Origin of the sequence: Neosynechococcus sphagnicola sy1 (assembly GCF_000775285.1) — a bacterium.
Taxonomy (GTDB): Bacteria; Cyanobacteriota; Cyanobacteriia; order Neosynechococcales; family Neosynechococcaceae; genus Neosynechococcus; species Neosynechococcus sphagnicola.
Map to the genome: position 1 here is coordinate 24772 of NZ_JJML01000034.1, position 13240 is coordinate 38011.

The window sequence follows — 13240 nt, forward strand, 5'->3', positions numbered from 1 at the left end:
CCCGCTTTCCCCTGTCCGCCACTGTGCAGCTTAACCAAGTCATTATTGCCCACAAAGCCGGAGACACCCTGAGCCAGCAGTGGGCACAAAAGTCTGCTGACCAGTTAGAAGCTCTGGGGTGTGATGTTTTGATGGGCCCAAGTGGGGCTCGAGATAACCCCTACCCCGTGTTTTTGGCTTCAGCATCTCAGCAGATTGACTGTGCGTTGGTTTTGGGCGGAGATGGGACGGCACTGGCAGCAGCAAGACATTTAGCCCCCGCAGGGATTCCGATTCTGGCGGTGAATGTGGGCGGTCATCTGGGATTCTTGACCGAATCTTTGGAGGAACTACAACAGCAAACCTCCGTATGGCAACGTCTATTGGACGATCGGTTTGCAGTGCAACGGCGAATGATGCTTCAGGCAGCTGTGTTTGCAGGTAATCGTCACCATCTGGAACCTGTCAGCGATCGCTACCTAGCATTGAACGAGATGTGTGTCAAACCCGCTTCGGCGGATCGCATGATTACCTCAATTCTAGAAATTGAGATTGATGGCGAGGTGGTGGATCAGTACCAGGGAGATGGATTAATTGTTTCTACGCCAACGGGATCGACTTGCTACACCGTGGCTGCCAATGGGCCAATTTTGCACCCTGGGATGGAAGCAATCACCGTCACTCCGATTTGTCCTCTCAGCCTCTCTAGCCGAGCCATTGTCTTGCCACCTGGATGTGTGGTCAGCATTTGGCCACTGGCTGATCAGGAACTCACTACCAAGTTATGGATGGACGGTGTCCTAGGAACCTCGATTTGGCCGGGACATCGGGTGGATATTCGCATGGCTGAGTGTCAGGCTTCGTTCATTATTCTGCGAGAAGATTATTCCTATTACAAAACCCTGCGAGAAAAACTGCAATGGGCCGGAGCCAGGATTCGCTACACTAACAACCACCGCAATTGAACCTGAATCCCCAGTGAGTGTCTAAGGATGAATGGGACTGATAAGGGCGATGGTCAAAGACCGCTCTTCGACCATCGCTGGAATGATCGCCCTTTCTCATCGCAGAAACCTACTAAAGCCAAGGGCGATCGCGACACATGTGTCTAAATTGGATCAAAAAGAATCTTGACGAGGGAAATTCAATACTGAACTAAGTCAGGACTAAGCGTCAGATTCGATATACAGAAACAATAATCCCATCGTGACGGCAGGGAAGAGCCAGCAGGTGACGGGGATGAGAATCCAGGGCAAGAAAGAGGCTGCGTATGAACCTTCCATATCAAAGTTTCCTGTCTAATCGACGTGCTTCAAAAGGAATCCTACTGCGAACTGAGTCGTACCTGCAGAGTTCTCAAAATTCTTAACAGAGTAGACTCGCTGCCCAACGCTGACCACAAAAAAGATCTGAATCAATATTGATTCAGATCTTTCCATGACAGCGGTTCGGGAGGGGACTCTAGTTAAATACGCCCCGGAAAATGCTATCAACAACAGCAAAGTTCGCCAGCAAGAAGTAGGCAACAAAGGCGCTACCCGTTGCCCCAATGAAGAAGCCCCCTGTAAACTGGCTCCAGCCTTCAGCGCTTTGCATCACCTTGCCTCCAGGTGGAATGTTGTGGAGTACATCCCACTTACTGCCGCCCTGAAAGGAGACTAGGCCATGAAGGGATAGGCAAGCCGTGGCGATGATAATCAACGCTAACCCTGAAATTAAGCCCCCTAAGGCTGCAAAATCAGAATCTCTTAGTGGACCGAGTTTCACCCACGGGCCAATCAGGAAATACCCATGAGCCAGCCCCACCTCCAGACCCCGCAGGATTGGAGATAGTCCTGTACGATAGGCGGGTAGATTACTAATGAAAGTTTCGGTAAAAGCGGAGGCACTGATGGGCGTTGCCAGGTGACCCACGAAGGGATCACCTTTGTAAGGCTTGATAAGCTCTTCAGCCATACGGATTTTTCCTCTGGTTTCTGAATAAATCTGGACTTGAGACAACATTCTAAGCAACAAGCGGTTCGCTACCGCAGAATTGGCAGCGACCTTTAGAAAAGTTCATTAAAATTGCCCGAGATCGGGTGTTATATCCAAGTCGCGGAGTCACTGCTGTTATAGCTCCACGCTACCGCAAGGACGCCGATCGCCAGCAAAATTCTACAGGCTTCTGCTTGTTGACCGGATACCCTCACCGATACAGTATTAGTCATCATTAGTCATCGCTGTGGGAGACAGGCAAATGACTTCGGTGATTGCAGCTATTGTGGGATTTGTAGTTGGAGTAGTGCTGATTTACTGGCTGTTGCAGCAACGGACACGAAAACAGCAACAGGCACAGGCTACCCAGACGCGGAAGACGATTGAACAACTGGAGAATGCCCATGAAGCCCGATTGAGAGTGGTCACGGAGTCTCTCCGTCATGACTATGACCAACAGATACAACCCCCTAAGCCTCAAGTTGAAGAGATACTACCGACTACGACCCCTACCTCCACCCCGACGGAGGTCGATGGTGCCGCCAATCAGACGGCTGCTCAGCCCCCCCTTGACCCAACCCTAGAAGAGCCGCTCCTGCCACCAGAGCCAACCCCCGTGACGGAGTCCCTGCCCACTGCTCTCACCTCGGAGGAACGACCCAGCTCTCCAGAGCCAACCCCCGTAACGGAGTCTTTGGAGCCGGGGGATGCCACCTCTGCACCTGTCACACTGGCTGCCCAGATTACTCACTGGGGTAACACGGGTCAGGTGAGGGTTATTCCTCTATTGGTGCGGTATGGAAGCCATCCTGAAAGTGCCATCCGGACCCAAGTTGCCACCGCATTGGCTCAGATTGCTGAAAAAAATCGGCTGCGAACGGGAATCCCAACGGTGCTGCCCCTGCTGCAAAAACTCAGCCAAGATTCCAACCCAATGGTGCGGCGGCAGGCAGTGCTGACCTTGGGATTTCTACCGTCCCGGCAGGTTCTGCCACTCCTTCAGCGGGCGCTGCGGGATGGTTCAGGTGGGGTGGTGCTGGCAGCCCGCACCGCCATTCAAACCTTGAAATTAAAACCGATCGCCAAGCCAGCAGTGGCTCAAACCCCAGTCCTGCGGTTGGATGCCCTGAAGAAATTTAAGGCTTGAGAGTAGGCTCCACAATTTCCCGTACCCGATAGATGGGCCGACCTTGGGATTCGTGGTAGGTCCGCATAGAAAGCTCTGCCAAGAGGCCAAAACTGAACATTTGAACCCCTGCTAGGAGCAGCACCACCACAAAAAATAGCAGAGGACGATTGCCAATACTCTCGTTCATCCCAAATTTTAGAATCGTCAGGTAAAGCCCCAGGAGCACTCCCCCCGCGATCGCTGCCAGACCGAGGAGCCCAAACACGTGCATGGGTCGGGTGAGGAATTTTTTAATAAAGGCAATGGTGAAGAGATCCATCAACACCCGAAAGGTGCGATCGATGCCATACTTGCTCTGGCCAAAGCGACGGGCATGATGGCGCACGGGAATTTCTGTGATTCGGGCTCCTTCAATAAAGGCGAGGGCGGGTAAGAATCGATGCAACTCACCGTAGAGATTCATATCGGCAACTAGTTCCGCCCGGTAAGCCTTCAGGGAACACCCATAGTCATGGAGCTTGACTCCGGTGACTCGACCAATTAACCAGTTGGCAGCTTTCGAGGGTAGTAGGCGGCTGATGGCAGCATCTTGGCGATCCTGACGCCAACCACTGACGAGGTCATAGCCTTCCTCTAATTTAGCAATCAGCAACGGAATATCGGCGGGGTCATTTTGCAGATCGCTGTCGAGGGTGATAATAATCTGGCCGCTGGCATGGTTGAAGCCAGCGGCCATGGCAGCGGTCTGTCCATAGTTACGACGGAGAATCACGGCTCGCAGGTCGGTGCGGGTTTGAGCCTGCTGTTTCAAGAGCTGGGTAGAGCCATCGTCAGAGCCGTCATCGACGCAGATGATTTCATAGGGGATTTGGTGGGCGATCAAGATGTCGGCGATCGACTCTAGCAAAGCTGGTAAGCTCTCAACCTCGTTATAAACCGGCAGGACGACGGAGACGGTGGGATAGGTTTCAGCAGACCAGGGATGGGGAAATTCCTCTAGGGTTCTGAAGACATTCATCAGGTTGCACAGGTGGATCACTCAGCAAGCAGTATAGAGGATGTCTAAGACCAGGAAGCAGGGGTCTGGGGCTGGTAGCTAGCGATAACCCGTCCGTATCCCCGTAACTGCTGGTAATAAACCTGGCTCACCCCATCGCTGGTTGGCGAGAGCTGATCAATGCCAATGCCATTGTGTCCCTGTTCCTGCCCAGAACTATGGATATAGCAGCCTCCTCCCAGGTACAGCCCCACATGGGTAGCTTTGACTGGGGTGCCAAAGAAGACTAAATCGCCGGGTTGGAGGTCTGAGGCCAAAATCTGCGATACAAACGCCTCTTGTTGATAGGCATCTCTGGGTAACCAAATGCCCACGGCGGCAAACGCTGCTTGGATCAGTCCGGAGCAGTCATAGTTTGGCCCTAACGTCCCCCCCCAGAGATAGACATTGGGTTGGGTCATTGCTGCTTCAGCAACGGCGATCGCCCCTGGTAACCGAGCTTGAATGGCTGCCAGAGACAGTAGGGGAGCTTCATAGGTGAGGGTCGTTGGCTCCAGTCGGCTCCAATCGTCCCTATGGAGCCATCCGGAATAGTCATCTTCGGACAGTTGCACGGCGATCGCCGTTGGCGTCGCTGCTCCCCCGGAGCTGGGGTGGTCTTGGATGATCTCAGATGCCGCTGGGTCGCTTACCGTTGGCAGGATTCGTAGTTGCCGTCCAGGGGCTGCTTGGGTTGCTAGGCGGTCACAGGCAGGGGAGTCATACAAATTAAGCGGTGACAGGATCTTGTATGCCATCGGTTCAGCAGCAAGAGGATCGATCATGGTTGGCAATTTAGCGGGTTTAAGGGTGCATGTACCGGAGAACTGGTGGCAAGATCAGGTGAGGGAATCCCTGCCCATCCACCCATGCTTCTGAACTATAGCGCTGGTCAGTCAGCTGAGAACCTATTCAGCCTGTCCGCCGATTCTAGAAAATTGCCTGACACGCCATGGTACAAAGCTTGGTGACCCTGACTTGACCCTGACTATAGTAATTTTGACCCCTGTTGCAGCCCTTCATTCCCCTCCCTATGCTCCACTTTTTCCGTAAAGATCCGACCTTAACGACCCTGGGCGATCGCATTTTGGCAGCAACCTGGGAACAGTTCTCGGAGTTAGCCCCCAATCAAATTGCCCTCACCTGGATTGTTTATGACGATCCGGTGCCCGTCAATACTGGGGGCGCGATTCGCTCGGAAGAATTTTGGCAATATCCCATTCGGGGGTTTAGCTATCGGGGGGTGGAGTGCATCTATCCCGCCAGCATTGTCAAATTGTTCTATCTGGTTGCCGTTTATGAGTGGCTGGAGAAGGGGATGATGCCGACTTCTCCAGAACTGGAGCGAGCGGTTCGAGACATGATCGTTGATTCTAGTAATGATGCCACCAGCCTGGTGGTCGATACCCTTACGGGCACCACCAGTGGGCCGGAACTGCCGATGGGACCCTTTGAAACCTGGAAACAGCAGCGTAATTTGGTCAATCGCTATTTTCAGGGGTTTCATTGGCCGGAACTGGCGACCATCAATGTCAACCAAAAAACCTGGTGTGATGGCCCCTATGGTCGGGAGCGCGCCTTTGTGGGTGAACAATTGGAGAATCGCAACAGGCTGACTACGGATGCGACGGCACGCTTGATCCACAGCCTCATCGGTGGCGTTGCGGTTTCAGCAGTCGCTTCTCAAGCCATGATGGCTGTCATGCGGCGATCGCTCCATCCTGCGGATTTAGCGGCGGATCCAGAGAATCAGGTCACGGGTTTCTTGGGAGCGGGTCTCCCCCTAGAGAGCCAACTGTGGTCGAAGGCAGGGCTAACCAGCCAGGTAAGACACGACGCTGCTTATATCGAGATCTCCGGCCTGCAACCCTACTTACTGGTGGTGTTCACCGAGGGTAAGGCTCAGAGTCAAAATCCAGCGATTTTGCCCTTTGTGGCTCAACGTGTTACCGAAGCCGTGGCTAGCTTAAGTTAAGCGATCGCGGCATGGCTTGTCTAAGGGAATTGAGGCTTAGAGCAACAATTGTGCTGCACCCTGAATCCGCTCCAGGGGAGTGACAGAGCGCGGCAAAACTGGCAGGCGGACAATGGTTTGCTCCGGGAAATAATCCCTCAGATCCGGTTGGTCAGGCTGATAGCGATTATGAACCATGTAGCGTTGACTCACTTGCATCTGTGCCAGGGTGGATGTCAGACGCTGGGCTTCAGCCAAAATAGCAGACTGGGCCTGAACAACGCCAATGAACTCCGTATGGTGGGGATTTTTGAGTTTTTTCTGCGCTTGCATCACCTGTTGTCGCAGCCCCCGCAACCGTCCCATAAAGTCCGTGCGCCCCAGAACATCTTGGTATTTAATCCATAGCTTAAAAATCCAAGCTAGCCAGTCTCCCAGCGCGGTTGGCATTGCCAGAAACCGCAACAGATGCCCCGTGGGTGCGGTATCCAGAATAATCAAATCCTGCTCCCCGCGATCTAACAAGTCCATGACGGTAATCAGGGACAGCATCTCATCAATGCCAGGGAGGGATTGGGAGACGATCTGCCGCCAGGCTTCTGGGCCATAGGCAAGGCGCAGAGAACTTTCACTGTCTCGGGACTCGCCACTCATCATCTCCGCCAGTTCCCATAGGTAGTCGTCCCGGAACTGCTCGATCACCACATCGGCATCGACCTCCTGGGCACTGAGGTTGGCTGTCAGTTGGGTGGGCTGATGGCCTAAGGCTTGGCCAAAGGCATCCCCCAGGGAGTGAGCTGGATCAATCGAAATCACCCGAATCAGACGATCCGGATAGCGATCAGCGAAACCCCAAGCGATCGCGGCGGCAACGGTGGTTTTACCCACCCCTCCCTTGCCCCCAATCAGGAGTAATTGCTGCTGAGCCGCTACAAAATCATGGAAGCCCGGTGGCAGTGATTGTGGCCAGGAGACAGTAATCGGCTGGGACAGATCCACCGTTTGGGCGGCCAAATCAAACCCCTGCGCCATGAGGGCATCCAGCGCCGCGCCGCCCACGGGTTCTGAAGCTTGGAGGGGCACGCCCCAGAGGGGGAGATGGGAAGTACCGGACAAGGTCTGAAATTTTTGGATCAGATGCTGCTGTTCGCCGTTGCGATCCAGGTCGCTGGCACTGGCAGGGGTAACCGGATTCAATTGCAGCAAGCGATTGATCCACAGCCCCCCACAGGGAATTTCCAAGGTTTGCAAGGCCGCTAAAAACCGTTGCGTTTCTAGCCAACTCATGGGTTCGGCGATCGCCACCACGAGGCAGGCCGTATGGGCTTGATTCTGGAGTAAGGATCGCCCCGCTGCTAGATCGGTTTTCATCGTCTGCAAAAAGGCATCGGCATCGTCCGGTGTGTAGCGACCCGTAAAGGTTTGCTCAATGTTGCGGTGCTTTTGCTGAAACAGTTCCAGGGCTTGCAGGAGCCCATCCAGAAAATCCATTAATTCAAACAAATTCAGGGTGTGACCGCTGGGGGCCATATCCACCACAATCCGATCCGCTTGCTGCTGATTGAGGAGCTGTTGGATTTCCAGAATTCCCATCAGTTCATCGAGTCCAGGCCAATCCAGATCCCAAACAGGGGTCAAATCCTCTCCGGCTACAAAGCTGCCTCGCTCCACCAATAGTTCCAAGACCGTGCCATAGCGATCCTTGAAAACGTGCAATAATTTCTCCGCATCCAGCGATCGCACCTGAAGGTTAGGCGCGTCTGGCAAAGGCTGCGCCGTATCGGAGACCGGCACCTGCAACACATCCCCGAGGGAATGGGCGGGATCAGTGGATAACAGCAACACCTGATCTTGGGGAAATCGCTGTGCCCAGTAGCGGGCAAAGCCGCAAGCTAGGGTGGTTTTACCCACGCCTCCTTTGCCACTGAACATTGCCAGGTGTAGGGAATCGTACCGATGCATGATCTCCAGCCTTGTCAACGCGAACTGCTAGCTCAGTTTCAGGGGAGGGCTAGCTTGGTGGTGCCCATCATACAAGGTAAACGCTGCAAGCAGCGGGGAATTTACCCGTTCCAGATTAAAATGGTTAGGCAGCTGTGAGACTTGGTTGTGCAGCCTGGTGCGCCTAAGCCTCCTTCCAGCAGTCAAATGGCACAGGTCGTTCACTGCCTCAAGATCTTATAGCGGCTATTAAGCTGGTGAAGTACAGTCGATTCCTGACTGGCAAAAGCTTCAGGACTGGAAGCGTACCGTACTCAACCGAGAATTGCTATAGACAGCGAATATGAATTTAAAACATCGGCTTTTCTGGGGGGCAGCACTGGGAGCTGGACTGCTCGATCGGATCACTAAGTTATGGATGATGCAAACCTTTACCGTGGGTCAAACCCTGCCCCTCTGGCCGGGGGTGTTGCATTTAACCTATGTCACCAATAGCGGTGCTGCGTTTAGCCTGTTTACCCAGGGGAGTGGGTGGTTGCGCTGGCTTTCCCTGGTGGTGAGTGTGGGGTTAATGGCCATGGCGATTTGGGGGCCAAAGCTGAGCCGTTGGGAACAGGCAGGTTACGGTTTTATTCTGGGCGGGGCGCTGGGCAATGGCCTTGATCGTTTTGCCTATGGCAGCGTTGTGGACTTTCTAGATCTGCGATTCATCCACTTTCCCGTCTTTAATCTGGCCGATATCAGTATCAATATTGGGATTGCCTGTTTGCTGGTGACGGCTTTTCATAAACAACCACCGCCGCCAACTCGAGGCGATCACCAGCCCTAATGACCGATTACCCTTGCCTCCCTACTGCCACAGATAAGGCTGGGGCAGCCACCTGGATGGGATGGCCGAGGATTCACAGGGCTCACAGAACGTTCTAGAGTGGGATAGCAGATCACTGGAAATTGGCGATGCGACTGTCTCAGATGCTCTTGGTGACGCTGCGGGAAGATCCCGCAGAAGCAGAAATTCCCAGCCACAAACTCCTGCTTCGAGCGGGATATATGCGGCGCATTGCCAGTGGAGTCTACGCCTATCTGCCCTTGCTGTGGCGGGTGCTGCAAAAAATTGCCCGAATTGTCCGCGAAGAGATGGATGCCACGGGGGCTCAAGAATGTTTACTGCCGCAACTGCAACCTGCGGAACTGTGGCAGGAATCAGGTCGCTGGGATACTTACACCAAAGCCGAGGGGATTATGTTTGCCCTCCACGATCGCCAGGGTCGGGATCTGGGGTTAGGGCCAACCCATGAGGAAGTGATTACGGCGATCGCCCGGGACATGATTCGCTCCTATCGCCAATTGCCCCTGCACCTCTATCAGATGCAAACCAAGTTTCGGGATGAGATTCGGCCTCGTTTTGGCTTGATGCGCGGTCGGGAGTTCATCATGAAGGATGGTTACTCCTTCCATGGAGATGAAGCCAGCCTCAAGCAAACCTACCTGGAGATGCACCGAGCTTACAGCAATATTTTCCGGCGCTGTGGCTTGGACTTCCGGGCCGTAGAGGCCGATTCCGGTGCCATCGGGGGGTCGGGTTCCCAAGAATTCATGGTGTTGGCCGATGCTGGGGAAGATGAAATCCTCTACACCGAAGATGGCCAGTACGCCGCCAATGTGGAAAAGGCGGTTTCCGTTCCCCCCGATGCCCTGCCGTCCCCCTTCACCACCTATGAACTGCGGCCCACTCCAGGGACGGACACGATTGAAAAACTCTGCCAGTTTCTCCAGTGCTCCCCTACTCAGGTGGTGAAAAACCTCCTCTACCAGGTGGTCTACGACACGGGGATGACGGTTCTAGTCTTAGTGAGTCTTCGGGGTGACCAGGAGGTCAATGGTGTTAAGTTGCAGAATCAGCTAACGCGACTCGCGGCTGCCTACGGCGGCAATACGGTGCTATCGTTAACAGTGCCCGATGCCGAGGCTCAGGCAAAATGGGCCTCCCAACCCCTGCCCTTGGGATATCTGGCCCCGGATCTCGCCGATACCTATATTCAATCCGTTCCCCATCTGGTTCCCCAGTTTCTGCGTCTGGTGGATCGCACCGTCGTTGATTTGCAGAATTTTGTCACCGGTTCAAACCAACCTGATTATCATATGGTCGGCGCAAACTGGGGTCAGCAGGTGTCGATGCCGCAACGAGTTGTGGATGTGCGCAAAGCTAGACCCGGCGATCGCGCCTTTCATGATCCCAGCCAATGTTTACAGACGGCACGGGGAATTGAAGTTGGGCACATTTTTCAACTGGGAACCAAGTACTCCCAGGCCTTAGGCGCTACCTACACCAATGAACAAGGCGAAGAAATTCCCCTGGTCATGGGGTGTTATGGGTTGGGGGTCTCGCGACTGGCGCAGTCCGCCGTGGAACAGTCCTACGACAAAGATGGCATAATCTGGCCGGTGGCAATCGCCCCGTACCAGGCCATTGTGACCATTCCGAATCTCAAAGATCCCGATCAGATACAGGCAGCCGAGCAACTCTATACAGCCTTGAATCAAGCCGGGATTGAAACCCTGTTGGATGATCGGGATGAGCGCCCAGGGGTGAAATTCAAAGATGCAGACCTGCTAGGGATTCCCTTCCGGATTGTACCGGGGCGATCGCTGAAGCAGGGTAAGGTGGAAGTGGGGCAACGGGCAACCCACCGGGTGGAAGAAATTCCCCTTGATCAGGTGGTGATGACCCTCCAACAGCTGATTGCGGTTGCCACTGAGTGAACCTGGCGGCATCCCTATCAATAGTGGGTGGGAGGCAGTTTCTGTAAGCGTTGCCGCGATCGCTCAAGTGCTTGTTGCAATTTTTTTACCTGGATCGGCTTACTGAGATAATCATCCATGCCCGCTGCCAAGCAGAGATCGCGGTCTTCAGCCATGGCATTCGCAGTCAAGGCAATAATTTGGGGTCTGGGATTGTGGGTCTGGCAAATTTGGCGAGTAGCTGCGAGCCCGTCCATCTGGGGCATTTGGACATCCATTAGCACCACCTCATAGGCGTGCTGTTGCAGCGCTGCTAGCACTTCAAGACCATTGTTGACCACCTCGGCCTGATAACCCAGCTTCTCTAGGATCTTCAAGATCACGGTTTGATTGACAATATTATCCTCGGCGACCAAAATCCTGAGGGGTGAGAAGGCATAGGGTGGGGAGACCTGCGGGGGGGGTCTGTTGGGGAGTGAGATTGGGAGTCATGGCCGTTTTGCCGTCCCTGACCCTATCGGTGGGCCTGACTAGTTGAGTCGGCATCAGGCTATCGGGGATAGCTGAGGTAACCATCGTAAACCAGAAGGTTGATCCGTTGCCCACTTGACTTTCAACCCAAATTCGACCCTGCATGAGGTCACAGAGGCGTTGACAAATGACCAAGCCTAAGCCAGTGCCCCCATACTTGCGTGTTGTCGAGGCATCGCCCTGGCTGAAGGGTTTGAACAGACGGGGCATTTGTTCTAGGGGAATGCCGATACCTGTATCTCGAACCGCAAACTTCAGTTCATAGGTCTCTCCCGTTAGCTTGCGGTCAGCCTCCAAGAGCGGTTCCTGTGGGACTGGTTCTGCTGCTGTTTCATCACGGTTGTTGAACGGCGGCGGCTGGATTGGACGGGCATTGACGGTAATAGCGATCTCCCCCGTGGGTGTGAACTTAATGGCGTTATTGAGGAGATTGACGAGAATTTGGCGCAACCGAATGCGATCGCCCATGATCCAGGTGGGGACTAGTGGATCGATCTCGGAGGTCAATGTCAGTCCTTTTTCAGCTGCCTGACGCACAAATAAATTAAGGCATTCTTGGACACACCTGCTTAACTCAAAGGGGTGTGCTTCCAAGGTCATCTCACCCGACTCGATTTTGGAAAAATCTAAAATGTCGTTGATAATCGTCAGCAATGATTCGCCGCTGGAATGGATGGTGGCTAACAGTTCCCGTTGTTGCCCATCGGTGGCAGTATTCAGGAGTACCGCTGTGAGCCCAATTACGGCATTCATTGGGGTGCGGATTTCATGACTCATGGTGGCAAGGAATTCACTCTTCGCATGATTTGCAACTTCTGCCGCAATCCGAGCTTGTTGTAAATCCTCTTGGGTTTGCTGCAAAGTTGTTAACATCGTGTTCATGGTGTTGCCAAATTGGGCTAATTCATCCTGCCCTGGAATTTCGATACGGACAGATAAATCTCCATCCGCACTGACGCTACTAACGAAGGTATGCAATTGAGTCAGCCGAGAGAGGACGACTTTTTCTAACAGCACCAGAACGGTAATCGTTAACCCCAGGCCAACCACCAGTAATGAGACCGCCAAAAATTGCAAACTCACCTGGGCTTGTTGATAAATCGGTCGAGGCCCCTGAATTTGTAACAGGAGTGCGGGTTGACCCTCAATATTGTTGACCAAGGTATACCCCGCGATCGCCTGATCATTCAGGGGCTGAATCACCATTGCATTTTGTGCATTTTGGGACTCTTTGGCATTGGATTGGGGGGCATGCCGATTCTGGTTTTTTAGATGCGTCCAGATGGGTTGTAGGTCTGGGGGCAATTGCTTTAGGTCATAGATGTTCAGAGAGAGTTGGGTGAGTTTAGCCAACTTATTGACTGCCGTTGAGTCTAAATATCGGCCCATGACAACCCACCCCTTTTGGGGTCCCTTATTGTCACTGGTGAGAATAGGAGTGGCAACTACCAGCATCGGATGGTCGAGTAGGATAATACCCTGGATGGGGTGGTCTAGGATTACTGGCAATTGCGGGGCGGAGACCTCCTGTTGTTTCATATTCAAGGCTTTGCTGAAAACAACCCGTCCGTTAGAACTAACCAGTAACAATAGATTCAGCTGTAATTGAACAATTGTTAAATAAGTGTAATTAGATACCAAGTATTCTTGAGAAGGTGTTTCCATAAAGTCGTAGGTGTCATCCCAAGCCGAATAATCGGTGGAAGTCACTTGGAGGGTCTCCAGCTCATTTTGCAAAGCTTCCAATGTCCGGATGACATTCAGCCGCATTTCCTGCTCCTCAACCTGTTGATAACGATTGAGAACAATGGCAAATGAGGTGGCATAGAGCACGGCTGTTAAGCTCATCAGTGCTCCGCCAACAATCAGAAGTGTCTTCTGACGCAGCTTCACAGAATTGACACCTTAGGGGAATGAATTAACCTGATTTTTAAAGTGATTATCCATTAAT

12 protein-coding genes are annotated in these 13240 nt (G+C 53.3%); 5 read left to right on the forward strand and 7 right to left on the reverse strand.

What is annotated here, in order from left to right; all coding sequences use genetic code 11:
• The first annotated feature begins 23 nt into the window (after positions 1 to 23).
• The gene (locus DO97_RS14200; protein WP_036534588.1) at positions 24 to 944 is read left to right on the forward strand and encodes an NAD(+) kinase; all 921 of its coding nucleotides are present in this window, start codon (positions 24 to 26) and stop codon (positions 942 to 944) included.
• Between the two features lie 201 nt (positions 945 to 1145).
• On the opposite strand, the gene DO97_RS22340 is transcribed toward DO97_RS14200, so the two are convergent.
• Both DO97_RS22340 and DO97_RS14205 read right to left on the reverse strand, forming a co-directional pair.
• Positions 1146 to 1262, reverse strand: coding sequence for a photosystem I reaction center subunit VIII (locus tag DO97_RS22340; RefSeq protein ID WP_072016456.1), 117 nt, complete (start codon positions 1260 to 1262; stop codon positions 1146 to 1148).
• A 178-nt stretch (positions 1263 to 1440) separates the two neighbouring features.
• Positions 1441 to 1935: a photosystem I reaction center protein subunit XI gene (locus DO97_RS14205; RefSeq protein WP_036534591.1), complete on the reverse strand. Its 495-nt coding sequence runs from the start codon at positions 1933 to 1935 to the stop codon at positions 1441 to 1443.
• A 283-nt stretch (positions 1936 to 2218) separates the two neighbouring features.
• Between DO97_RS14205 and DO97_RS14210 the strand changes: the two genes are divergently transcribed.
• Complete coding sequence (locus tag DO97_RS14210) at positions 2219 to 3103, forward strand: HEAT repeat domain-containing protein (protein WP_036534593.1); 885 nt, start codon at positions 2219 to 2221, stop codon at positions 3101 to 3103.
• Here the strand turns inward: DO97_RS14210 and DO97_RS14215 are convergent.
• Together DO97_RS14215 and DO97_RS14220 are read right to left on the reverse strand one after the other, a co-directional pair.
• Entirely contained in the window at positions 3093 to 4103 is a 1011-nt protein-coding gene (locus DO97_RS14215) for a glycosyltransferase family 2 protein (RefSeq protein WP_036534596.1), read from the reverse strand. The genes DO97_RS14210 and DO97_RS14215 overlap by 11 nt on opposite strands.
• A 44-nt stretch (positions 4104 to 4147) precedes the next feature.
• Positions 4148 to 4879, reverse strand: coding sequence for a C40 family peptidase (locus DO97_RS14220; RefSeq protein WP_204368642.1), 732 nt, complete (start codon positions 4877 to 4879; stop codon positions 4148 to 4150).
• A 275-nt stretch (positions 4880 to 5154) separates the two neighbouring features.
• Here DO97_RS14220 and DO97_RS14225 point away from each other — a divergent pair, with 275 nt between their 5' ends.
• On the forward strand, positions 5155 to 6096 hold the full coding sequence (locus tag DO97_RS14225) for a serine hydrolase (protein ID WP_036534601.1): 942 nt from the start codon (positions 5155 to 5157) through the stop codon (positions 6094 to 6096).
• A 36-nt stretch (positions 6097 to 6132) separates the two neighbouring features.
• Here DO97_RS14225 and DO97_RS14230 read toward each other — a convergent pair whose 3' ends face one another.
• Positions 6133 to 8037: an ArsA family ATPase gene (locus DO97_RS14230; RefSeq protein ID WP_036534604.1), complete on the reverse strand. Its 1905-nt coding sequence runs from the start codon at positions 8035 to 8037 to the stop codon at positions 6133 to 6135.
• Positions 8038 to 8359: 322 nt separating this feature from the next.
• Here DO97_RS14230 and lspA point away from each other — a divergent pair, with 322 nt between their 5' ends.
• Together lspA and proS are read left to right on the forward strand one after the other, a co-directional pair.
• The gene (lspA, locus tag DO97_RS14235; protein WP_036534607.1) at positions 8360 to 8845 is read left to right on the forward strand and encodes a signal peptidase II; all 486 of its coding nucleotides are present in this window, start codon (positions 8360 to 8362) and stop codon (positions 8843 to 8845) included.
• Between the two features lie 128 nt (positions 8846 to 8973).
• Entirely contained in the window at positions 8974 to 10779 is a 1806-nt protein-coding gene (gene proS / locus DO97_RS14240) for a proline--tRNA ligase (protein ID WP_036534609.1), read from the forward strand.
• A gap of 17 nt (positions 10780 to 10796) precedes the next feature.
• Here proS and DO97_RS21210 read toward each other — a convergent pair whose 3' ends face one another.
• Positions 10797 to 11174 carry a response regulator gene (locus DO97_RS21210; protein ID WP_052128753.1) on the reverse strand — a complete coding sequence of 126 codons (378 nt, stop codon included), beginning with the start codon at positions 11172 to 11174 and terminating at the stop codon, positions 10797 to 10799.
• Complete coding sequence (locus DO97_RS21215; protein WP_052128754.1) at positions 11158 to 13182, reverse strand: sensor histidine kinase; 2025 nt, start codon at positions 13180 to 13182, stop codon at positions 11158 to 11160. The genes DO97_RS21210 and DO97_RS21215 overlap by 17 nt, the downstream gene beginning before the upstream one ends.
• Positions 13183 to 13240: the final 58 nt, after the last annotated feature.

What these genes read in the sequence shown, in the direction of transcription:
- DO97_RS22340 (WP_072016456.1), bottom strand. Translation starts at nt 1,262, where the DNA reads ATGGAAGGTTCATACGCAGCCTCTTTCTTGCCCTGGATTCTCATCCCC.
- DO97_RS14205 (WP_036534591.1), bottom strand. Translation starts at nt 1,935, where the DNA reads ATGGCTGAAGAGCTTATCAAGCCTTACAAAGGTGATCCCTTCGTGGGT.
- DO97_RS14210 (WP_036534593.1), top strand. Translation starts at nt 2,219, where the DNA reads ATGACTTCGGTGATTGCAGCTATTGTGGGATTTGTAGTTGGAGTAGTG.
- DO97_RS14215 (WP_036534596.1), bottom strand. Translation starts at nt 4,103, where the DNA reads ATGAATGTCTTCAGAACCCTAGAGGAATTTCCCCATCCCTGGTCTGCT.
- DO97_RS14220 (WP_204368642.1), bottom strand. Translation starts at nt 4,879, where the DNA reads ATGGCATACAAGATCCTGTCACCGCTTAATTTGTATGACTCCCCTGCC.
- DO97_RS14225 (WP_036534601.1), top strand. Translation starts at nt 5,155, where the DNA reads ATGCTCCACTTTTTCCGTAAAGATCCGACCTTAACGACCCTGGGCGAT.
- DO97_RS14230 (WP_036534604.1), bottom strand. Translation starts at nt 8,037, where the DNA reads ATGCATCGGTACGATTCCCTACACCTGGCAATGTTCAGTGGCAAAGGA.
- lspA (WP_036534607.1), top strand. Translation starts at nt 8,360, where the DNA reads ATGAATTTAAAACATCGGCTTTTCTGGGGGGCAGCACTGGGAGCTGGA.
- proS (WP_036534609.1), top strand. Translation starts at nt 8,974, where the DNA reads ATGCGACTGTCTCAGATGCTCTTGGTGACGCTGCGGGAAGATCCCGCA.